We start from the raw sequence: 21,207 nt of genomic DNA, 5'->3' as shown, positions 1-21,207 counted from the left end.
TGCGCACACTCCCCTGGCATAGACCAACTATTTTGTTGGCAGTGAACACATCACTGTGCAACGAATAAGTAACTTTTTAGGAGTTACCATGCTGAAGAAATCAGTACTGGCTTTAGGGCTTACAAGTGTCTTAAGTGCATGCGGCGGGGGCTCTGATGGTAATGAAAATCCGACAATCAGTGTTAGCGTTAACGCCGGCTCGGACATTACCGTCAACGAAAAGACAGAATTTACACTTAAACCTTTGGGTTCACCTTCAGGTGGGGTGTTCAGCTGGCAGATTGTTTCCGGCCCGGCTGTGGATGGCTTTCCGCAAGAAGGGGCGGAGCTGGCGGTCACTGCGCCGGATGTAAAAGGAGACAGCGAGATCGAGCTTAAGGTGAGCTATATGGCACCTGATGGCACCTCTGCCAGTGACACCCTGATCGTGAAGGTGCTGTCTGTTAACTTACTACCTAGCGCTAAAATTACCCAAATAGCACCTGAAGACGGGGCCGCAAAATATGCAGATACCATTACCTTGTCTGCAGCAGACTCCAGTGATAATGACGAAAATGGCAGCATAGTGGCATACCAATGGAAAATGCTTGAAGGACCCGCCACGGTTAAAGCTGAACGCACCGATCAGGTCACGTTGAGTTTTGTTCACCCCTTATTGGCTGAGGCTGATACCGTAAAGTGGCAGCTTACCGTGACGGATGATGAAGGTGCCAGCGCAACCTCAAGCACGCAGCTTTCTTTGGCGGCCAATGATGAATTGGTACTGGCGAATGCTGGTAGCGATCAACAAGTTCAAGAATTGGATACTGTGACGTTGGACGCCACCAAAAGCGTGACTGTTGACGGTCAGTTTTCTTGTCTTTGGGAGCAGGTCAGCAATGGCAGTACAGTCAGTCTGGCTGATGAGCGCGCTTGTGAAACCACCTTTATGGCGCCGCTGAAAAGTGGCAATCAGGCCACCTCAATTGATTTTAAAGTGACGGTCACCGATAGTGCACAGCGCACCGGTTCAGATACGGTGAACATTGAAATTCTACCCAAACCTCTGGGCAAGTTGAATGATACCGGGACCTCTAAGTGTTATAACAACAGTGCAGAGATCAGCTGCGGGAATAGTGACTTTCCAGGCCAAGATGCTGAACTGGGACGTGACGCTGTGGTGCAGTTTTTACCCAAAAGTGGTGAGGGTAATCAGGCCTTTGATTTTACCAAATTCAGTGCGGAATTTGAGCCGCTGACAGCCGATGCCACAGACTTCAGTTGTGTACTGGACAATGTTACAGGCCTGATCTGGGAGGTCAAAGAGGTAACCGCAGGGATTTTGCCCAATACCAGTGAACGCAATGCGCAAAACCACTATACCTGGTATCTGTCTGAGGGGGCCAATGTTACGCCGGGTGCAGCAAACTCAACGTGTCCACAGGACACACACTGTGGTGTACAAGCTTTGATTAGTGCTGTTAATGACGCCAGTTTCTGTGGTGGTAACAACTGGCGTTTACCGACCTATATGGAGTTGGCGAACTTGCTAGATCACAATAGCAGTGGTGAATATTTACTCGACCCTGATTATTTCCCTCACGTTCCGGCTGAAGCTTTGTTGGGCCATCAGTATTATTGGACGACGCAAACCAGTGTGGACGGTACTGATGGTAAAGATGATAACCTGGTCAGGGCGCTCGTTATTGATATGAAAACGGGAAATGATGTAACGCGTAATAAGTCTCAGACTGCCTATGTTAGGCTGGTCCGTCGTTACGGGGAGGATGACTAATGAAAAAGTTGATTCTATGTGCCGTCGCGCTGGGTGGTTTGAGCGTCAGTCAGGTAGTCAGTGCATCGCAAATTTGTGCTTCTGAAGGGCCTGTGCCAGACACAACGCCCTCGGAGCAGTTTGTGGTTAATGCCGATGGCACAGTGTGTGACAAACAAACCAATTTGATGTGGCAACGTTGTACATTTGGACAGGTATACAATAGTGAGAGTAGCAGCTGCGATAACGTTGCACAGGAGTTAAGTTGGCAGCAGGCACTGCAAACCGCCAGTGCGCAGGAATTTGCGGGTTACAGTGACTGGCATTTACCCAATGTGAAGGAACTGGCCAGTATCGTTGAGCATCGCTGCGTTAAACCGTCCATTAATGAAACCATTTTTCTCGAGACACTGGAAAAGAATTACTGGTCAAGTACCACCGTTGAAGGGACACCAGCGAATGCCTGGTTGTTTTCTTTTGGTGATGGCAAGGTCAGTAATGTGTTTAATAAAAGCTCTCAGGCCTATGTCAGATTGGCCAGATATGCTTTCTGTGAATAGCTGAAACGGTTAATCGTCCTGTGTTCATGCCGTTAGGCGCAAAAATTGGCCAGTCCTGCCGCAAACTGGTGGGTTGGCCGCATTAAATTTGCTACGCTCACGTTATCTTAAGGTGGAGGTGGCACGTGTTCTCCCTACGTATTAAACAATTCCTTTTACTACCTGTATTGTGGCTCATGTCCACACCGCTTCAGGCTGCAGGAAAGTGTGACGTTGAGCTGGGCCATGGCCTGATCATCACAGATTCAGAGATCCGGATTGTGGATAAAAACCAGACCCGGGTGCAGATTAATAATGATAATCAGCTGCTGATTAGGGGTAAGTGGATCCGTTTGAGTGATCAGGATACGCAACTACTAAATGAGTATGCACTTGGGATCCGTGACACGGTGCCTGAGCTGGTCAATCTGGCCACGGATGGTGTGAATTTGGGTCTGAGTGCCATAGAGCAGGTGGTTGAAGGGATGTCAGACAACGATCCTGAGGTGCTAAAAACCCAATTGCAATATGTTGAGCGTGCCTTGATGGATAAGTTTAAACGGGGCGAGGATTTCTATTTTATTGCTCCTCAGTCGCTGTCTAAAATTGATGATTTTTTTACCAAAGAGATCAGCGAACGTATCCACTCTGCTGTCCACGGCTCTTTGGGGGCCATTTTAGTGTCGGTGGGGGATGCGTTCAAAGCCCGGGAAGGCAATATCGAAGATCGTTTCAGTGATATGGGTCAGCGTATGGAGATCATCTCCAGTGAGATAGATAAATCTCTGAAAAAAAAGGCCTATCAGCTGGAAGAGAAAGCCGATGAATACTGTGAGTGCCTGAATGCGCTGGATAAAACAGAAACCCGTCTGCAAAGCATCGTGCCCAGTCTCGCGGCTTACGATTTAGTTAAGATCCGTTAAATCCATACCAGCGTTTGGCATTGGCATAACTAAGCTGGTGCCACAGCTGTTCATCGTGCTGGCACAAGGCCTGGTAGCGTTGCCAAATCGCTTCATAACTATGTTTGATCAGGCATACCGGGTGATTTGACGCAAACATCACCCGCTCGCAGCCAAACAGGGCCAGCAAGTTGTCTAACTGGGTTTGCAATGGCAAAGGTTGGTTCAGCAATTCATGCCCGGAAAATTTGATGGCGCAGTGCGGGAGTTTTGCCAGTGTTTTGGCATTGTCCAGCCAATTATCGCCCTGACCAACCAAGCCACTGTGGTTCAGGACAATGCGCAGCTGTGGCAGCTGGTGCGCTATGTCATACAGATGTTGCGCTACGTCCTGATGGGTAAGCTCAAATTGAGCTTCGAAGTGCAGTCCACTGTCACTGAGATATGCAAGGTTATCGGCTACGCGAGGATTGAGCAAACGCATTGCGTCCTGACCCTCAGTAATATCCCGAATGGCAACCAGGTTAGGGTGTTTCAGGGCATCCAATTGGGTGCGAAACTGTGTGGCTGGGGCATCTATCTGAGCATAACTCACCGCTTTATAGCGCGGGGCTGGTAAGATCTCAGCCAGCCAGTCAAGCTCTCGACTGGGCTGGTCGTTATCAAACCCCGCCTCGATGTGGACACATCCCTCTAGGCTAAAACCGCTCAGGTTTAACAGCGCAGCGGGAAGGTGGTCCTGACGGATCAGTTCCAGATTTTGCCAGGGGGGCGGCGTGTGTTTCAGCCAGTGATATTGACCCTGTTGGAGTGAAAAGAAATGGAGATGTGGGTCAATAATCTTATTCATCGTGCTGTATATCCGCCGTCTATGGTTTGCAAACTGCCAGTAATAAAGCTGGCGTCGGGACTGAGTAAAAACGCCACCAGTGCAGCGACTTCATCCGCCTGACCGAGTCGGCCCAGAGGTTGAAGCGCGGCCTCTTCGGCAACTATCACTTGCTTATCTGCACCACTTTTGTCGCAGTAACGGTCGATGGCCTGGTGAAACAATGGCGTTTCTATGGTCCCCGGGCACACGGCATTTGCACGAATATTGTAGCTGGCATAATCCAGTGCGGTGGTTTTCGCCATAGAGGCTAACGCAGCCTTGGTCAGGTTATATGCAAAAGAGTTGGGTTTGCCAACCAGCGCCTGATCAGAAGAGATTAAAACGATACTGCCATCGCCTTGCGTCTTCATCGTTGGCAGCACTGCCTGAATGGCGCTGTATGCGCCTTTGACATTCAGGGCAAAAAGTTGATCCAGGGTGTCTTCATCCGTGTCCTCTATGGTAGCACTGAGGTGTTTGCCTGCGTTCGAAACCAGCGCATCAACGCGTCCGGTGGTGGCTATAACCTCTGCAATGGTGTGGCGTACTGCATTGACGTCACTGACGTCACAGTGACGATATTCACCATGTGGTGCATTTTGAATGTCCAGATTAAAAACCTGATAACCTTGATTGAGCAAGCGTTCGACAATAGCTTTACCAATGCCGACGCTGCCACCGGTTACAATGGCAACTTTTTGCATATGTATTCCTTAATGGTTGTGACCGCAACCGCCTTCGGCATGCGCATGACCATGTGAGACTTCCTCGGCTGTTGCTTCGCGCACAGACAGAATCTCAATGTCGAATGTCAGTGTTTTGCCGGCAAACGGGTGGTTCAGATCGCAATCTGCATTGAAGCGGCCCACTTTGATGATTTGTACCTGGTGACGACCCTGGTTTGATTCAACGATCGCTGTCATACCTGGCTTCCAGACTTTGTTGTTGCCCAGACCTTGCAGGTGTTTGATTGGGATACGCTGAGTCAGGCCTTCTTGATATTCGCCATAGGCGTCTTTTGGCTCCAGCGTCAGGGTCAGTTTATCGCCCGCGGCGTTGCCTTCTAACCCAGCTTCCAGCCCCGGCAACATGCCTTCGGCGCCGTGCAGGTAGACCAGTGCGTCTTGTCCGGTGCTGGTTTCCAGTTGCTCATCTGCTTCGCTCAGCGTGTAGTGGAACTCAACCACCGTATTTTTTGCGATCTGCATAGTAATCTCTTTATTTTCGTAGTGTTGTAGTGACAGGCATTCTACGGATCGCGTTTCGGCTTGACCAGTGTTTTTAACTCATCCAGATAATCTTTAGAACCGTCAGCCTCCGCACCTGTTGATGGTGTAGAGGCTGTTTCGACCGGTAAGTGCAGGATCAATGTATCGCCGGGAGATAGTAAACTTTGCGTGGTTAGTTTATTCCAGTCGAGCAGATCTTTCATCGGTACCTGGTACTGACGGCTGACAGCCCACAAAGAGTCGCCATCCTGGATCACGTGATGCTTTTCATAGGTTGCCACTTTTGCGGGTCGTTGCTGCTGCAAGTAGGGGCTGATCTCATAATCTACCGTAAGGTCGTCTTTCGCATGGGCTCTGTGAATAAGGAGTATTTCGCCAACCTGGATCAGGTCCCGGGTTTTGTTATTGAGTTGTTTAAGCTGTGCCACACTGGTGTTGTGGCGTCTGGCGATACCATACAAGGTATCATTGAGCTTAACCTGATAGTGGGTGCTGAACTGGCGACGATAGAAGTCAGTGGCAAACAATTGTTGTTGATCCATGGGCAACAGGACCTTAAATGGGCCCTTGGCCGGGCTTTGATGGCGTAGGTATCCGGGATTGAGCTGATGTAACCGTTGCTTATCAATATTGAGCAGACCGGCAAGAATGCCAAAATTAAATGGCTGTCCGACATCCAGTACCGTTGTTTGTGCCTGGTTCGCCAAACTAGGGCGTTGCAGCCCAGTCTGGGGGTGTTGCAACAGGTAGCTCAGTGCCAACAGCTTGGGGACATAGTCGGCAGTTTCTCTGGGTAACTTCAGGTGCCAGAAGTGGCTACTGCGATTGTGCTTCTGATTATAGCGAATGGCAGCTTTGACGCGCCCCTCGCCACTATTATAGGCCGCCAGTGCATGTAACCAGTTGCCATTAAACCTTTGTCGCAGATACTGCAAATAGTCGAGTGCAGCGTCCGTCGCAGCCAATACGTCCTGACGACCATCATACCAATCATTGCTTTGTAACCCGAAGTGATAAGCGGTGGCATCGACCAACTGCCAGACACCGACAGCCCCCTGAGAGGAGCGTGCAGTCGGTCGAAAGTCACTTTCTACAAAGGGCAATAAAGCGAGCTCCATAGGTAACTTACGCTGTTCGACTTTCTTCACTATGTGGTAGAGATAAGGTGCAGCTCGCTCATTAACACTTAACAGATAATTAGGTTGTGACAGGTACCATTCTACGCGTTTTTGCAATCGCGCATTCGGTGAGATATCAAAGCTCAGATTTGCCGCGATGTATTTCCACAACTCCTGATACGTTTGTGGCTGTTCCGTGACCGCCGGTAGCGGCGGTGAAGTTTCAGGTGGTGTTGTGACAGCAGGTGGTGTTGCCTGGGCTGGTTGACTCAATACCTCAGTGATCTCAGTTGGGGTTGCGCGCTGAGGTGCAGTGCTGAGACATGCCGTCAGCACAATTGAGCATAATACGATGACACCGCAGCGTAACGGACTAAATACGCGCCACCAAGACATAGAAAAACCGGTCTGAAATTCTCATAAGCTTCACTATACTGGCTGTCGATTATTTATTCAAAGCCTTCTTGTGACTGAGTACTTTGATCGCTTGAGTAAAATGTTGCGCCAGTTGCGCTTCGTTGTAGGGTTGGTTCTGGTACAGGGTGACGACGCGTTTTGGCATCTGCGTATTGCTCCGGGTCAGCTGTTGCTGTGCCAGATCCATAAATGTGATCGGCAATTCCAGCTGTTCGGCTTGATAGGGCTTACCAAATGCGGGCATGACCCAATTTAGTGCTGGTGTGTTTTTGAGTGCTTGTAAACTGCGTTGCCAGGTGGTGTTGCGCACGTAGGGAAGCAGATTTGCACTGTGCCCGGCAAAAAGTGCGCCGTGCTGTGCAATAAAGACACTCAGATCATGGCCGCTTTGGCCCTGAAATTGGGTTAGCTGGAGTGTCAGGCCTCCGAGCTTCAGCTCACGGGGTTGCACCGCTGGGTTTGTCACAGCGATACTGTGGAGTGTTTGCCAGCGGGTCAGTCGTTGCTTGGCCAGTGTCACGCGCTTTTGCCACGGAGCCTGTTGCTCAGCAGGGAGTTTACTGAGCCGCTGTTCACTGAGTTCAATGCTTTTTGCAAAGTTGGCAAGCTGTGTATCGAGTGCTGTTCGCATTGTGTGATCAGTCAATTGCGGGGCGTCTGGCAGGTGGACACTGGCATCAGGAAAGGCCTGTTTTAGCAAAGCCAGCCCGGTAAGCTGGTGCGGTTCGCTTGACGTTGCAATGAGGTGACATAGCGGAGTGGTAAGGCGCGTTTTGAGCTGATTGATCAGTTGTTCCAGTGCAACAAAATCGCCGTGGCTGTCAATTAAGGCACTACAGGTCTTGCCTTTGATTAAAGCCATATTGGGTAAAATATAGCGTGCTTTTGCCTGAGGAGCGATTAGCGTGACCTGTGGGGAAACAGTGTGCCAACTGGCGGCGATGACGGGAGGCGTCAGTGTTAACAGGAGAATGAAAACAGAGAGCAGGCGAAACACCTAGTTGCTCTCTACTTGGTTACTGATACGTTGCGTGAGTTGCAGCAGCGTTTGCTGGGCTTGTTGGGTATCACTTTGCAGTGCTAGCAACTCATGGCAAAGGTGCAAGGCAGCAAGCAACAGAGCGTTGTGATCGCTGCGCACGGTGTCGCGTTGACGCATTTCGTCAACCCTGCCATTTAGCAGGTCAACGGCGTCAATCAGCGCTTGTTGTTGTCCTGGTGTACAGGAAAACTGGTGGCTTTTTCCCAGCAGGGTAACGGTGACCTGTTCGGGCGACTCTGACATTAGCCTGCCTGACTAGCACTCTGTAATTTTTCTAGCAGCCCACTTAGCGTTGAGCTGGTTTCTTTTTGTTTTTCTTCGCTTTCTAGTACTTCTAGCTGAAGCGTCTCATTTTCGTCAATTAGCTTGCTATTTTGTTCTTTCAGTGAGTTTACCTGTTCGGTCAATGTATTGTTTTGTGCAATAAGTTGATCAATCAGTTGCTCGAGTTGAGGGAGAATTTCTTTCATATTAAATGCGCTCATTATCACTGTGTTTATGTCATGCAAATGTAAAGCAAAGTGGGCTGCAAAGCTAGTGATTAGGGTAGGTTATGCTGATTTTTGTCTCGTTTTGAGCGATAATAACAATTACTAACTATTTTGTTCATTTATGGTTCAGCTATAGAGGCAACAACGGGCCTCTCTGAGCGCAAACACGATGAACAATGCCCACCTAAATTAGGAACGGATAATGCTCAGTTATCGACATTCATTTCATGCAGGTAACCCTGCTGATGTCATTAAACATCTGGTACTGGCACAAGTGCTGGAGTACATGACGCGCAAAGACAAGCCTTTTGACTATATAGATACGCATTCAGGTGCCGGGTTGTTTGAGCTGACGGCCAAAGATGCGCAAAAGACACAAGAGTATTTACAGGGCATTGCCAAGTTGTGGTCGTATGCTGGCCAGGTCGATGCCATTCGCGATTATGTGGATGTTGTTAAGTCGCTGAACAAAGACACACTGGCGTATTATCCTGGCTCTCCAAAAGTCGCTGAGCAGTTTTTGCGCAAACAGGACAAAGGTTGGTTTTTCGAGCTGCACCCGCAGGATCTTAAGCTGCTGGAAAAAAACACCGGGCATAAGCGTTCTTTGCGTGTTAAAGGCGAAGATGGCTTTAAGGGCTTAATGGGGTTAGTGCCACCGCAATCTCGCCGTGCCTGTGTCCTGATGGACCCGCCTTATGAAATAAAGTCGGATTATGAAGTGGCTGCTCGTTCAATCATCAAAGCGCACAAACGTTTTTCGTCAGGCACTTATATGATTTGGTATCCAGTGGTGGAGCGTGCCCGGATCGATCAGATGGAGCAAACCCTGATTGGATCTGGGGTGCGAAATATTCAGCTGTTTGAATTGGCTACGGAAGCAGATACTGAGGAACGGGGTATGACGGCGTCGGGCATGATTGTCATCAACCCACCCTGGACCCTAAAAGCGACGATGGATGAAGTGCTGCCTGAGCTCGTTCAGCATTTGTCTTCAGAAACGGGGTTTTTCCGCAGCGAACAGCTGGTGGCTGAATAATCCTTACTCGTTGCCCGGTGCCTGCGCGGTGGAAACATGTTGCAGGTAATCGGTTTCGATTTGGGTGATTTGCCCGCTGTCGCGCAATGTCTGGATCGCTTGGTTGAGCACAGGTAAGAGGTGCGCATGTTCAGCGCGCAGGCGAATGTGCAAGGTGCCATGTGAGTGCAGTTGGTTAAAGTGCAGCGCCACATTGTCCTGAGCAGACCAATATTGGGCAGGCAGATCACCCAGGATGGCGATATCGATCCGTCCTTTGTTTAGCGCTTGTATCAGAGCGCGTTCAGATTCAAAGTCAACCCGGACAAACTCATCGTCGTCATGGTAATAATAACCTCGTACTGTCCCCACCATTCGACCCGACAAATTGTTTAACGAGGGGGCGGGGGCGCGTGTCACTACATATTCACGAATTGGGAGCATGGCGTCAGAAAAGACAAACCGCGGATCAGTGAGCTGTGAGGCTTTCAACCAGGCAGGGCTGATCAGGTCAAAGTCTATTTTGCCTGATTCCAGATAGCGGTTAGTGCGCTTTGCGGGCAAGACAATATTTTCGCCTTCAATTGCCGACTGTGTGAGGATCCGTGCCACTAAATCAGGCAGTATGCCAGGGTGCTGTGGGTTGTTGGTGAAGTAGGGGTAGAAGGTGCCAGAGCCACTGATACTGTATTTTAAGGTTACAGCTTCGCGCGCGGTGGGGGTGTGAGTGCGCTGGTCAACAGGCGCAGCGATGACGCCCTGGCTAGATAAAAGCCACGAAGTAAGTAAAAGCAGGATGCAAAAAGGCGAAATAAGTGTAAAACTCATAAGACCTATGATAGTAAAAGAGAGGCTGTCCCGGCAACTGCCTGATGCACAGTTTCATGATACCCCAAGTAGTGAGGAAATAGTTTGCTCAGGGGCGTGAGTTTTCATATGCTGGGACAATGGAAGCCTTTAAAGTACAAGAGTTAAGGATGTTAATGAGCGGTCATATTGCCAAGTCAAAAAAAGACGCGGTGCAATATATTGCACGCCAGGCCATTTTCAATCGTGAACAGAGCGTGGCTGCCTATGAATTGTTGTATCGGGACTCACATAATAATGCCTTTCCAATCGGGGTCAGTGATGGCCAGGCGACAGGACGGTTGTTTTTTAACTCTCTGCTTTTCATTGGTGTAGAACGGCTTGCCGCAGGTGTGCCTGCATTTATCAACTTGTCTGATGAAACTTTGCTTCAGGAGCTTCCTAAGTTACTTCGGCCTCAAGGGCTCGTGATTGAAATCGTTGAACGTTCAACCAATCTCGATGAGTTGGTGATGACAGTCACTAAACTGAAAAAGTTAGGATATCGCTTTGCGTTAGATGATTACGACGGTGACGAGCGCTGGGAAGTCTTATTGCCTCTGATGGATTACATCAAAATCGAAGTACTTGAGCCGGTGATTAAAACCACCATGATGCTGAAAAAGCTTAAGCGACGTTTTCCCACTACCAAAGTGATTGTTGAGCGTATTGAAACCCTGGAGCACTACAGCTTTATCAAAAGTGCCGGGGCTGATTACTTTCAGGGCTTCTTCTTTGCTGTGCCTGAAATGCTCAATCATGGTAATGTCGAGCCCTCTAAAATGGTGGTGCTTGATTTATTGCGTTGTACGGCCAAAAAGTCCCTGTGCTTCAAAGAAATCCAACAGAGAATTGCCAAAGATCTCAGCCTGACAGCGCGGGTGCTAAAGCTGGCCAATGCCAAAGCCGGAGAAGATAAAATTGAGATCCGCTCAATTGCGCAGGCAGTTGTCTATTTAGGTGAGGATGCGATCCGTCAGTTCGTAAAGGTACTTGCTTTAAGTGAGTTAGGGGCAGATAAGCCCAGTGAACTGACAAAGCTAGGGCTGGCACGGGCGAAGTTTCTTGAACAATTCTTGCTGCCAGGCGGCGATGAAATGGCACAACAAGGCTATCTGATTGGCTTGATGTCAGTGCTCGATGCGGTGCTGGATGTTGAGTTGTCGGTTATTGTCGATGAGTTTTCATTGGATCCAGACCTCAGCAGTGCGTTATTGAGCTACAAAGGCTTGATAGGGGGAGCATTACGCCTGGCGATTGAAGTTGAGCGCAATAATATTCAGGAAGCTGAGCTGATCCTTAATGCGATCCGCCCGGCGTCCAGTCTTGAACTCCTCTTCTCACTGGCGCTGGACAGCCGGGTCTATGCCGATGAAATTTACGCTGTTGTAAAAGAAGACGTCGCCTGAGCCCGCAGAGCGGGCTTAGATCTGGTTAGCCCACGGAGGGGAACATTAGTGTCATATTGAGGGTTTTCCAATAGGCTTGTTCTTGTTGAAGATCAGCCACAAACAGGGAATGTTGGGCGAGCCAGTCAGGCTCGAATGTAAGTAGTAAGCTGTCGTCCATCGCCTCGAGTGTGAATTTGGCAACCTGATCGATTTGTCGTTTTTGGTGCACCAGGATAGCCAGTCGCAGCAAGGTAAGCAGCCGGGCGAAATGGGTCAGATCGGCCTCGACCATGGCGGACAGTTCAGTGCGTTTAATTTTCTTACGATGAAAACGGATCAGGGTCCCCAGCAGCTGCTGTTGCTCCTGAGTAAAACCGGGTAGTTGTGCGTTGAGCACGATGTAAGCGCTGTGTTTGTGGATCCCCGAAGAGTTAATCGCTAACCCCACTTCGTGTAATCTGGCGGCCCAGCGCAGCACTTGCAGGTCGAATTCACTGAGTGCCCAGTTCTGGCGCACCATGTCGACCATCTGATTAAGTGTCTCGCAGATATGTTCAGCATGTTGCTTATCAACGGCATAATGGTCACCGACTGCACTGATGGTGCGGGTGCGAATATCAAACTCATCATTTTGCGCCATCTCCTGTAACAGACCTTCACGCAATGAGTTATCGCAATAGGTTAGCTCGTCAATATTGAGCTGTCTGAATGCCCCGATCAGAATCGACAAACCGCCGGCAATGCTGGCATAACGCTCCTCGGGTAACGCTTTGAGGTTGAGTGTATGAGGTGAGTCGGCCTCAATCAGACGTTGTTTTATCTGCTCCAGCACAGCCAGGGTCAGGGTATCCTGCGCAAATAGCTCCTGGGCAATGGCACACAAGGTTTTGATGGTGCCGGAGGTGCCAATACAGGTTTGCCAACCGGCTTTACGGTAGCTGGCAGAGATGGCCTCAATGTTTTGTTCAGCTTTAATTTCGGCTTTGGCAAAGCGTTTTGCTGTCATTTTCAGGTCTTGAAAATACCCGTTACTGAGCGTGACGCAGCCGATATTACGACTGGTGAGTAATTTGTGATCCAGGTGTTTGCCAATGATAAGCTCAGTGCTGCCACCACCAATGTCAATGACCAGGCGGTTATCTTCACTATGAATGTGGTTCGCTACACCCTGATAGATAAGACGGGCCTCTTCCTGACCAGAAATGACGTTGATTTTAAAAGGAAATACTTTTTTTGCTCGGGCCAGAAAATCGCGAATATTGCGACAATTGCGCAGCGTATAGGTCGCGACAACCTGTACGCTGTGCTTATCAAAATCCTGTAAAGTGGCAGCAAATTGTTGTAGTACATGCAGCGCCCGCTCAATGGCTTCTTCGCTTAAGTTGAACTGTTCGTCCAGACCGGCGGCCAGAAACACACGCTGTTTTTCTTTGTGCAACAATTGCAGACGACCATCGACCTCCCGCGCGACGACTAAATGAAAACTGTTCGAGCCTAAATCAACGGCCGCGATGGAAGGGTATGTGGTCATAAAGCTGCCCTTATGTATTGGATTGATTACTTTCCCACTTTTTCAGATGGTCATAGATAGCTATCTGGGAGCGGATCTTCTTCTTATTACCGCGACGAACATAGAGATTCTTCTGTTCGCTGTCAATGATCCGAGCTTTGGCCCTGTCTTTGAATTGCAGCTCGAGAATATCGATGATCAGTTGCTTGAGTGATTCATCATAGATAGGCGCACCGACTTCAACCCGGTGATCCAGATTGCGGGTCATCCAGTCGGCAGAAGAAATGTAGACCTGCGGATCACCTGCATTTTCGAAGACCATCACCCTGGGATGCTCTAAAAAGCGGTCGACAATACTGATCACTTTGATGTTCTCACTAAAGCGGGGTAACCCGGGTACCAGGGCACACATGCCGCGAATGATCATGCGGACTTTTACGCCGGCCATTGACGCATTGTACAAGGCGTCGATGAGCTCTTTGTCTACCAGGTTATTCACCTTGACGGTGATCTTGGCTGTTTTACCTGCCTGAGCGTTTTTGCTTTCCTGATTAATCAAAGTCAGAATTTTCTCTCGCGCATTGAGCGGAGAAATCATCAGGTGCTTAAAATTAAAGGGTCGGTAGCTGCTCTCGATAAACTTGAACACGTCGTCACACTCATCACAGATCTCCGGGTGTTTTGTGAATAAGCTGAAGTCGGTGTAAATTCGTGCTGTCTTTTCATGGAAGTTACCGGTTCCGATGTGGGCGTATTTAACTATCTGGCCCTTTTCTTTGCGGTGTACCACGCACAGTTTACTGTGTACTTTCAGTGCCGGGATCCCCACCATGACCTGGATACCATAGTCGCTGAGCATTTTCGCCCATTCAATGTTGTTTTGTTCATCAAAGCGGGCTTTGAGCTCAACCATCACGGTGACTTTCTTTCCGTTTTTGGCTGCATTGATCAGCGAAGACATCAACCTTGAGCGAGACGCGACACGGTAAATATTGACCTTAATCTGAGTCACTTTGGGATCAAAGGCGGCCTGGCGCACATATTCAAGCATGTGATTGAAAGTGTGGTAGGGGTAATAAAGCAAAATATCTTGTTTTGAGATAGCCCGGAAGATGCTTTGGTGTGCGTTGAAGGCTTCACTTTGTAGCGGTGGCAGTGGTTTATTTTCCAGATAGCCACGGCCGACGTTAGGAAAGCCGATGAAATCGCGGAAGTTCCGGTACGGGCCGCCCGGGATCAGGGCGTCCTGACTGGTTACGCCAAGGCGCTTTTTCATCACTTTCAGTATTTCTTCTGGCATCGCTTCGTCATAGGTCAGGCGCACAGGCTCGGCATATAAGCGCTGTTTGAGACCCTTCGACATTTTATCCAGCAGACCTTCTTCAATTTCGTCGTCGAGGTTGTACTCGGCATCCCGGGTCAGTTTTATCTCATAGCCTTCAATGCTGTCAAAACTGAGAAAGTTCCTGAATACTTCGTGGAGGTAGAAGCGTACGACTTCATCAAGCATGACAATGGTTTTGTGGCGACGGGTTTTCTCCGGCGGTAACAGAATAAAGCGTTCCAGACGATCAGTGGGCAGCTCAAGCAGAGCATGATGTTGCTTATCACCGCGCATTTCGACAAACAAATAGGTCAGGGCGTCATTGATGTGATCTGAGTAATCTTTGTTCTCGCTAAGCAAAATAGGGCACATATGCTGTAGCACTTGATCCTGAAAATACTTAGCCAGCCATTGCTGGTGAAAATCCGACAGCTCAGCAGGCTTTTTGATATGAATGTTGTGCTCATTCAGGTCAATCAGGATCTGATCGTAAATGTGTGAGAACTTCTTGCCCAGTTCCAGTACTTTCTTGTTCATCTGGTTAAGCAGCGCTTCGTCTTCGTCAAAGTCCGCCTCGGGCAGGTTACTTAATAAGATACGACGTTTTACATCGGCAACACGGACACGGAAGAATTCATCTAAGTTATTGGAAAATATCCCCAAGAATCTGATCCGTTCAATAATTGGATTGCTTTTGTCTTTGGCTTCTTGAAGCACACGTTCGTTAAAAGAGAGCCAGCTCAGCTCCTTGGCAAAGTAGCTGATGGTAATGGGATCGTTAGATAATGCCTGCATCTTTCTGTCCATGGTAATTTAAAGCTGCGCGTAGAATATGTCGGTAGTGTGACACTTATATGACATGCGCTGTCATGTCACCAAATTATCAACAAAGTGTAGACCACTCTGCCTGATTTGCTTTGTTTGATATCAAAGTGTCTGTACATTGAAAGAACATAGGTGGAATGACCGGTAAGGCACCGTAACGACCTTACCGGATAACGCTATTAAGGTTGTTCAACATCCACTATCAGATCGCTGGTGATCGCCTCAAGCGCTTCGACAACGTTGTCTTTTAGCATCCCTGCAGGCAGGCTGACGGTGGCAAATGCGCTAAATATCGGTACTCCCCAATTTGGTGCGCTTTGTTGTTTAGAATTAAGGTGGGTAATATTCGCCCCCTTATGACGGATCACCGCTGCCAGCTCCTGTACAATGCCTGGTCTGTCATTACCTGTGATCACCAGGTTGAGTGTTTCCGGCTCTGTGCTGTCGGTTTGCTCGCCATTGGCAATCCGCACTTCCAGCTCCGGAATATCAAGTACGGCGTTTTGTAGCTCTTGCAAGTGCTCCTCTGCTACTTCAACCTGTACTATCCCTGCAAACTGTCCGGCGAAGTGGCTTAGGTTACTGGTTAGCCAGTTACCGTGATGGTTAAGAATGGTTGAGGAAACCCTTTCAACGAGACCTGGTTGGTCCTTGCCTATAAGTGTTAGTACTAACTGCTTCATATCACATGTCTCTTATTATTGGTGGCTCGGTATCTAAGCCCTGAATGAAAGCGAATAATCGCTCTATAAGCCTAGTAAATGAAACTTATTTGTCTACTTCCGATAATGGATACAATGTAAAAAATTGCAAAAATCACCGGTGTCACTGTAATCCAGACCTTACTTGGGGTGTTAAGTTCCTTTGACAGCACGCAATATCATTATTTCCCGGCTGTCCGTATGCGGTGTCTTTCTTTGTATGTGGGAGATTTTTTTCGAGGCAATATCGGTACTTTGGTGTAAAGTTGGGAACGGTTTGTCCGTGGTTTGAAGCGGTCAGGCTGAGAAAATACGCCAAGGACAGTACAGAATTACGGCCAGTCTGTAAAAGCGGGCAGACTTGGGTTGAGGTGTAACACAACTGTCATCTTGATGAAATATAATGCGCCGCAGTTTGATTATGAAAGGGTATTTTGATGACTTCCAATCCGCAAAAACCATCCTTTAAAACGGATAGAAGCCGTCTCTTAAAGGACCGCTTTGCCCAGTTTGGCATTACCTCAGGTGGGGTAATGGTATTGGTCGCTTTGCTATTGATATTCTTCTATTTGCTTTATGTTGTTCAGCCTATTTTCGAATCCGCTAAGGTCGAAAAACGGGTTGATATTGCATTGTCTGCCGAGAAGCGCTACTTCGCGCTGGGTGTAGAAGAGCAAACAGAGATTGCGTATCTGCTGGACAACACCGGTCAGGTTGATTTTTATCAGGTAAAGGGCGACAACACGGGCTCGCTGCTGAGCACTTTGCAAACACAGCTTGATGGCCAGATCACCAGCTTTGCGAAAAGTGCACCATTTCTAGGTCAGTATGCATACGGCCTGGACAACGGTGAGGTGCAAATCCTTAAGCCCAATTTTGTGGTTACTTTCCCGGGTAATCAGCGTGTGATGAAGCCACGTCTGGGTTATCCGCTGGATGGCCAACAATTGTTGGTTGATGAGCAGCGTCAGGCGCTGAAAAAGTTTGCTTTCAGTCATTACGAAGACAAAACTGCCGTGGTTGCACTGACAGCCGACAAGCGCGTGATCTTCGCGTCGTTTGCGGCTGAAGAAAATATGTTCTCGGGTGAAATGGAATGGCAGGTAACGCGTACTGAATTACCTATTGAAGGTCGCATTGACGATCTGCTTATTTCGCCAGACACAACGCGTACTTTTGTACGTTCTGCAAATCAGATTTATATCTTTGACACTCGCTTTGCGGACGATATCAAGCAATTCCAGTTATTGGCAGCTAACGAAGAAAATGCCAACCTGGTCAGCATGGCGTTGCTGGCAGGTGCCAACTCGCTGATGCTGGCAAACGACAATGGCGAAGTGTCGCAATGGTTTGAAGTGAACACGGACGATGGTCGTGAGTTTGCCAAAATTCGTGCTTTTGACAGCGATAAGAGTAAGCACATGAGAGTACACAGTGAGTTCTATCGCCGTACTTTCTTTACCACCACAGAACAAGGTGAGCTGGGCGTTTACTACACCACCAGTGAAGCCGAGCTGTGGCGCGGTAAGGTGGCTGAGCAAGCCATTGATGCCTTCGCGATTTCACCGCGAGCCAATGCAGCGTTATTGCTGACGGGCAACCAGGTGAGCGTATTTGAGATCCACAATGAGCACCCGGAAGTGACCTGGTCGGCATTGTGGCAGGAAGTTTGGTACGAAGGTTACCCGGAGCCGGCGTATACCTGGCAGTCTACATCTGCCAGTGATGACTTTGAATCCAAATTCTCATTAGTACCAATTTCGTTCGGTACGATTAAGGCAGCGTTCTACGCCATGCTGTTTGCGGTTCCGATTGCCCTGTCTGCGGCGATTTATACTGCTTACTTTATGTCGAGTGAGTTGCGCCGTGTGGTAAAGCCAACGGTTGAAATCATGGAAGCACTGCCTACCGTTATTCTGGGTTTCCTGGCAGGTCTGTGGTTAGCACCGCTGATTGAAAGCCACTTACCAGCGATTGTTGCTCTACTGCTATTACTGCCATTGGCCATTCTGGGTACGGCGCTGGGTTGGACTAAGCTGCCGAAAGCCATCCGTCACCTGATCCCGGACGGTTGGCACTCAATCTTGCTGATCCCGGTCGTTTTGCTGGTTGGCTGGTTATCATTTGCCATGAGCGACGTGATTGAAGGATGGATGTTCGGCGGAAACGTACGTCAGTATCTGACCAACGAACTGGGCCTGACCTTTGATCAGCGTAACTCTCTGGTTGTAGGTATAGCGATGGGCTTTGCGGTTATCCCGACGATTTTCTCAATTGCTGAAGATGCGGTATTTAGCGTGCCTAAACACCTGTCTAATGGTTCACTCGCACTGGGTGCAACTCAATGGCAAACCCTGGTTCGTGTAGTCCTGCTGACAGCCAGCCCAGGCATCTTCTCGGCGGTGATGATGGGACTTGGTCGTGCCGTGGGTGAAACCATGATTGTACTGATGGCGACGGGTAATACACCGATTATGGATTGGAGTATCTTCCAGGGGATGCGTACTTTGGCGGCGAACATTGCGGTAGAAATGCCTGAATCGGAAGTTGGCAGTTCACACTATCGGATCCTGTTCCTGGCAGCCTTTGTATTGTTTATTTTTACTTTCGTATTTAACACGATGGCTGAATTTGTACGTCAGCAGCTGCGTGAAAAATATAGCTCAATGTAACTGGAGTGAGATGACATGGTAAGACAGTGGTTTAAGTCAGGATCTCCGTGGATCTGGATGACAGGTGGTGCGGTCAGCATCAGTTTGATCTCGGTACTGGGTCTGCTTGCAATGATTGCGTGGAAAGGTTTGAGCTTTTTCTGGCCTTCCGAAGTAGTGGAAATGCACCTGCAAGGCTCGGTTCAGAAACAAACCGTCATTGGTGAAATCTACGACAGAGAGTTAGTGCCTAAATCTCGGCTGGAAGCAACTGGCCTGGATTTTTCTAATCACCCAGGCGAGTACATCGAGCGTTTATTGGTAAAAACGGGTAACCGTGAGTACGTTGAGCTGGATTTCCGTTGGATCTTGTCCACCGATATCCAAAGCCAGTCTAAGCCGGCGCAGATAGCAGTCTTTGAGCGTACTAAAAATGGTAACTTCTACGGCTACGTTGAGCGTGTTATTCGTGACGGTCAGGTTGTCACTGACAATCCGGTAGAAGCGCTGGAAGAGATGGTTGAACGTGCTGTTGATCTGAACGATGAAGCACTTGACCTGCAAAACGGCGAGATTGGTCACATTAACTATGAACTGGAGCGTTTACGTCTTAAAGAGCGTGCTTATCAGTTGGATAATGAACTGACGCCTGAAATCATCGCTGATCTGGAAGCACAACGTGCAGCCTTACGTGATGAATATAAAGTACTGGAAAAAACGTTATTTGAACTGCGTAACGGTGCAAAGCGTGACGAAGTGGTTGTGCGTGACATGCGTGGTGAAGAAGTGACACTACCTTTATATCAGGTATTAGACTTCTGGTTCCCGAATGACATGGGCTTCTTTGCAAAAGTAGGCCATTATATGTCGCAGATTGGTAAATTCATCAGCGATGACCCACGCGAAGCGAATACTGAAGGCGGGGTATTCCCGGCCATCTTTGGTACTGTGTTTATGGTTATGCTGATGGCGGTAATTGTGACCCCATTTGGTGTTGTTGCTGCGATTTACCTACACGAATATGCTGCGAAAAATGCTGTGACTAAGATGATCCGCATTGCGGTGATCAACCTGGCAGGTGTTCCGTCTATCGTATACGGTGTATTCGGTTTAGGTTTCTTCGTTTATATGCTGGGTGGCTCACTAGATGCTCTGTTTTACCCAGAAGCTGCACCGAGTCCGGTATTTGGTACGCCAGGCGTGATTTGGTCAGCACTGACACTGGCAATCCTGACGCTGCCTGTGGTGATTGTATCGACCGAAGAAGGCTTGTCCCGTATTCCAAGCACAGTGCGTCATGGTTCGCTGGCATTGGGCGCGACCAAAGCCGAGACCTTATGGCGTATTATTATTCCTATGGCCAGCCCGGCAATTATGACCGGTCTGATCCTGGCGGTTGCCCGAGCAGCCGGTGAGGTTGCACCGCTGATGCTGGTGGGTGTGGTGAAAATGGCACCGACCTTGCCGCTGGATGGTAACTTCCCGTATATTCACCTTGACCGGAAGTTTATGCACCTGGGTTTCCATATTTATGATGTGGGCTTCCAGAGCCCGAACGTAGAAGCGGCACGTCCTTTGGTGTATGCGACTGCCTTCTTACTGGTAACCGTGATCATTGCACTGAACATCACTGCAATTGGGATCCGTAACCACCTACGTGAAAAATTCAGAGCTTTAGAGCACTAATAGTAAAGTATTTAAATAGGTAAACATTTATGATTACAGTAGCGCCACAGGTAAATAATGCAGATACCAGCAAGAAGTTGGATCTGGAAAACTTGAGCCCGGAACTAACCGCGTTAGAGATCAAAAACCTTGACCTTTACTATGGTGACAAACAGGCTCTGAGCAATATCAACATGTTGATCCCACGCGGTCAGGTAACAGCGTTTATCGGCCCGTCGGGTTGTGGTAAATCGACGCTATTGCGTTGTATTAACCGCATGAATGACCTGGTCGACACGTGTCGTATTGAGGGAGAAATTAATCTCAACGGCACCAACATTTATGACAAAAGTGTTGATGTAGCGGCTCTGCGCCGTAATGTTGGTATGGTATTCCAGCGTCCAAACCCATTCCCTAAGTCTATTTACGAGAATGTGGTTTACGGTCTACGCTTACAGGGTGTAAAAGACAAACGTAAGCTAGATGAAGTGGTGGAGCGCTCACTGCGTGGTGCTGCTTTATGGGATGAAGTAAAAGATCGTTTGCACGACAGTGCATTTGGTTTGTCGGGTGGTCAGCAGCAGCGTCTAGTTATTGCACGCTCAATTGCGATTGAGCCAGAGGTATTATTGCTGGATGAGCCAACCTCGGCACTAGACCCTATCTCAACTTTGGTTATTGAAGAGCTGATCAACGACCTGAAAGAAAAGTACACCGTGGTGATCGTTACTCACAACATGCAGCAGGCAGCGCGGGTATCCGATCAAACAGCCTTTATGTACATGGGTGAACTGATCGAATATTCAGATACTAATACTCTGTTTACAACACCGACCAAGAAGAAAACCGAAGACTATATTACCGGTCGTTATGGTTAATTCATCGGGCTCAGCAAAGCGCTGAGTCAGCGCCTC

19 protein-coding genes are annotated in these 21,207 nt (G+C 48.7%); 8 read left to right on the top strand and 11 right to left on the bottom strand.

The annotated features are described in order from the left end of the window. Positions 1 to 88: 88 nt before the first annotated feature. From IY568_RS01560 to IY568_RS01550, 3 genes are all read left to right on the top strand, one after another. A complete protein-coding gene (locus IY568_RS01560; protein ID WP_125558370.1) occupies positions 89 to 1,774 on the top strand; it encodes a DUF1566 domain-containing protein in 1,686 nt (561 codons plus the stop codon). Next, positions 1,774 to 2,313: a DUF1566 domain-containing protein gene (locus tag IY568_RS01555; protein ID WP_138536775.1), complete on the top strand. Its 540-nt coding sequence runs from the start codon at positions 1,774 to 1,776 to the stop codon at positions 2,311 to 2,313. The genes IY568_RS01560 and IY568_RS01555 overlap by 1 nt, the downstream gene beginning before the upstream one ends. A gap of 176 nt (positions 2,314 to 2,489) precedes the next feature. Next, positions 2,490 to 3,215, top strand: a complete 726-nt coding sequence (locus IY568_RS01550) for a YggN family protein (protein ID WP_125558366.1) — start codon at positions 2,490 to 2,492, stop codon at positions 3,213 to 3,215. Here the strand turns inward: IY568_RS01550 and IY568_RS01545 are convergent. Genes IY568_RS01545 through zapB form a run of 7 tightly spaced genes read right to left on the bottom strand, consistent with a single transcriptional unit; the run spans position 3,202 to position 8,341 of the window. Beyond that, positions 3,202 to 4,044, bottom strand: a complete 843-nt coding sequence (locus IY568_RS01545) for an amidohydrolase family protein (protein ID WP_194866607.1) — start codon at positions 4,042 to 4,044, stop codon at positions 3,202 to 3,204. The genes IY568_RS01550 and IY568_RS01545 overlap by 14 nt on opposite strands. Continuing rightward, entirely contained in the window at positions 4,041 to 4,769 is a 729-nt protein-coding gene (locus tag IY568_RS01540; RefSeq protein ID WP_194866606.1) for an SDR family NAD(P)-dependent oxidoreductase, read from the bottom strand. Before IY568_RS01540 ends, IY568_RS01545 begins: the two co-directional genes overlap by 4 nt. Before the next feature lie 9 nt (positions 4,770 to 4,778). After that, positions 4,779 to 5,273 (bottom strand): FKBP-type peptidyl-prolyl cis-trans isomerase, encoded by a 495-nt coding sequence (locus IY568_RS01535; RefSeq protein ID WP_194866605.1) that lies wholly within the window; start codon positions 5,271 to 5,273, stop codon positions 4,779 to 4,781. A gap of 41 nt (positions 5,274 to 5,314) precedes the next feature. Then, entirely contained in the window at positions 5,315 to 6,808 is a 1,494-nt protein-coding gene (locus tag IY568_RS01530; RefSeq protein ID WP_228553060.1) for a transglycosylase SLT domain-containing protein, read from the bottom strand. 49 nt (positions 6,809 to 6,857) lie between these two features. Further along, positions 6,858 to 7,826 (bottom strand): hypothetical protein, encoded by a 969-nt coding sequence (locus IY568_RS01525; RefSeq protein WP_194866604.1) that lies wholly within the window; start codon positions 7,824 to 7,826, stop codon positions 6,858 to 6,860. Continuing rightward, positions 7,827 to 8,114, bottom strand: a complete 288-nt coding sequence (locus tag IY568_RS01520; RefSeq protein WP_125558356.1) for a cell division protein ZapA — start codon at positions 8,112 to 8,114, stop codon at positions 7,827 to 7,829. It lies immediately after the preceding gene. Then, positions 8,114 to 8,341, bottom strand: a complete 228-nt coding sequence (gene zapB / locus IY568_RS01515) for a cell division protein ZapB (RefSeq protein ID WP_010383296.1) — start codon at positions 8,339 to 8,341, stop codon at positions 8,114 to 8,116. Before zapB ends, IY568_RS01520 begins: the two co-directional genes overlap by 1 nt. A gap of 223 nt (positions 8,342 to 8,564) precedes the next feature. On the opposite strand from zapB, the gene IY568_RS01510 reads away from it, so the two are divergent. Next, positions 8,565 to 9,401, top strand: coding sequence for a 23S rRNA (adenine(2030)-N(6))-methyltransferase RlmJ (locus IY568_RS01510; protein WP_194866603.1), 837 nt, complete (start codon positions 8,565 to 8,567; stop codon positions 9,399 to 9,401). A gap of 3 nt (positions 9,402 to 9,404) precedes the next feature. Here IY568_RS01510 and IY568_RS01505 read toward each other — a convergent pair whose 3' ends face one another. Continuing rightward, a complete protein-coding gene (locus IY568_RS01505) occupies positions 9,405 to 10,208 on the bottom strand; it encodes a substrate-binding periplasmic protein (protein WP_194866602.1) in 804 nt (267 codons plus the stop codon). A 149-nt stretch (positions 10,209 to 10,357) separates the two neighbouring features. Between IY568_RS01505 and IY568_RS01500 the strand changes: the two genes are divergently transcribed. Then, positions 10,358 to 11,635: an EAL and HDOD domain-containing protein gene (locus tag IY568_RS01500; protein WP_125558350.1), complete on the top strand. Its 1,278-nt coding sequence runs from the start codon at positions 10,358 to 10,360 to the stop codon at positions 11,633 to 11,635. Positions 11,636 to 11,660: 25 nt separating this feature from the next. Here IY568_RS01500 and IY568_RS01495 read toward each other — a convergent pair whose 3' ends face one another. The 3 genes from IY568_RS01495 to IY568_RS01485 form a co-directional block, all read right to left on the bottom strand. Beyond that, entirely contained in the window at positions 11,661 to 13,148 is a 1,488-nt protein-coding gene (locus IY568_RS01495; RefSeq protein ID WP_194866601.1) for an exopolyphosphatase, read from the bottom strand. Between the two features lie 10 nt (positions 13,149 to 13,158). Continuing rightward, positions 13,159 to 15,246 (bottom strand): polyphosphate kinase 1, encoded by a 2,088-nt coding sequence (gene ppk1 / locus IY568_RS01490; RefSeq protein WP_194866600.1) that lies wholly within the window; start codon positions 15,244 to 15,246, stop codon positions 13,159 to 13,161. Between the two features lie 209 nt (positions 15,247 to 15,455). Next, entirely contained in the window at positions 15,456 to 15,959 is a 504-nt protein-coding gene (locus IY568_RS01485; RefSeq protein WP_010383290.1) for a glycine cleavage system protein R, read from the bottom strand. Between the two features lie 455 nt (positions 15,960 to 16,414). Here IY568_RS01485 and IY568_RS01480 point away from each other — a divergent pair, with 455 nt between their 5' ends. Genes IY568_RS01480 through pstB form a run of 3 tightly spaced genes read left to right on the top strand, consistent with a single transcriptional unit; the run spans position 16,415 to position 21,171 of the window. Beyond that, complete coding sequence (locus tag IY568_RS01480) at positions 16,415 to 18,649, top strand: ABC transporter permease subunit (RefSeq protein ID WP_125558343.1); 2,235 nt, start codon at positions 16,415 to 16,417, stop codon at positions 18,647 to 18,649. 15 nt (positions 18,650 to 18,664) lie between these two features. Beyond that, a complete protein-coding gene (pstA, locus tag IY568_RS01475; RefSeq protein ID WP_125558341.1) occupies positions 18,665 to 20,314 on the top strand; it encodes a phosphate ABC transporter permease PstA in 1,650 nt (549 codons plus the stop codon). Between the two features lie 29 nt (positions 20,315 to 20,343). Further along, positions 20,344 to 21,171, top strand: a complete 828-nt coding sequence (gene pstB, locus IY568_RS01470; protein ID WP_010383287.1) for a phosphate ABC transporter ATP-binding protein PstB — start codon at positions 20,344 to 20,346, stop codon at positions 21,169 to 21,171. Positions 21,172 to 21,207: the final 36 nt, after the last annotated feature.

The sequence above is a fragment of the Pseudoalteromonas sp. PPB1 genome, assembly GCF_015356275.1.
Lineage (GTDB): Bacteria > Pseudomonadota > Gammaproteobacteria > Enterobacterales > Alteromonadaceae > Pseudoalteromonas > Pseudoalteromonas rubra_D.
This window is presented reverse-complemented; position numbering and strand designations above follow the sequence as displayed.

What these genes read in the sequence shown, in the direction of transcription:
- IY568_RS01560 (WP_125558370.1), top strand. Translation starts at nt 89, where the DNA reads ATGCTGAAGAAATCAGTACTGGCTTTAGGGCTTACAAGTGTCTTAAGT.
- IY568_RS01555 (WP_138536775.1), top strand. Translation starts at nt 1,774, where the DNA reads ATGAAAAAGTTGATTCTATGTGCCGTCGCGCTGGGTGGTTTGAGCGTC.
- IY568_RS01550 (WP_125558366.1), top strand. Translation starts at nt 2,490, where the DNA reads ATGTCCACACCGCTTCAGGCTGCAGGAAAGTGTGACGTTGAGCTGGGC.
- IY568_RS01545 (WP_194866607.1), bottom strand. Translation starts at nt 4,044, where the DNA reads ATGAATAAGATTATTGACCCACATCTCCATTTCTTTTCACTCCAACAG.
- IY568_RS01540 (WP_194866606.1), bottom strand. Translation starts at nt 4,769, where the DNA reads ATGCAAAAAGTTGCCATTGTAACCGGTGGCAGCGTCGGCATTGGTAAA.
- IY568_RS01535 (WP_194866605.1), bottom strand. Translation starts at nt 5,273, where the DNA reads ATGCAGATCGCAAAAAATACGGTGGTTGAGTTCCACTACACGCTGAGC.
- IY568_RS01530 (WP_228553060.1), bottom strand. Translation starts at nt 6,808, where the DNA reads ATGTCTTGGTGGCGCGTATTTAGTCCGTTACGCTGCGGTGTCATCGTA.
- IY568_RS01520 (WP_125558356.1), bottom strand. Translation starts at nt 8,114, where the DNA reads ATGTCAGAGTCGCCCGAACAGGTCACCGTTACCCTGCTGGGAAAAAGC.
- zapB (WP_010383296.1), bottom strand. Translation starts at nt 8,341, where the DNA reads ATGAAAGAAATTCTCCCTCAACTCGAGCAACTGATTGATCAACTTATT.
- IY568_RS01510 (WP_194866603.1), top strand. Translation starts at nt 8,565, where the DNA reads ATGCTCAGTTATCGACATTCATTTCATGCAGGTAACCCTGCTGATGTC.
- IY568_RS01505 (WP_194866602.1), bottom strand. Translation starts at nt 10,208, where the DNA reads ATGAGTTTTACACTTATTTCGCCTTTTTGCATCCTGCTTTTACTTACT.
- IY568_RS01500 (WP_125558350.1), top strand. Translation starts at nt 10,358, where the DNA reads ATGTTAATGAGCGGTCATATTGCCAAGTCAAAAAAAGACGCGGTGCAA.
- IY568_RS01495 (WP_194866601.1), bottom strand. Translation starts at nt 13,148, where the DNA reads ATGACCACATACCCTTCCATCGCGGCCGTTGATTTAGGCTCGAACAGT.
- ppk1 (WP_194866600.1), bottom strand. Translation starts at nt 15,246, where the DNA reads ATGCAGGCATTATCTAACGATCCCATTACCATCAGCTACTTTGCCAAG.
- IY568_RS01485 (WP_010383290.1), bottom strand. Translation starts at nt 15,959, where the DNA reads ATGAAGCAGTTAGTACTAACACTTATAGGCAAGGACCAACCAGGTCTC.
- IY568_RS01480 (WP_125558343.1), top strand. Translation starts at nt 16,415, where the DNA reads ATGACTTCCAATCCGCAAAAACCATCCTTTAAAACGGATAGAAGCCGT.
- pstA (WP_125558341.1), top strand. Translation starts at nt 18,665, where the DNA reads ATGGTAAGACAGTGGTTTAAGTCAGGATCTCCGTGGATCTGGATGACA.
- pstB (WP_010383287.1), top strand. Translation starts at nt 20,344, where the DNA reads ATGATTACAGTAGCGCCACAGGTAAATAATGCAGATACCAGCAAGAAG.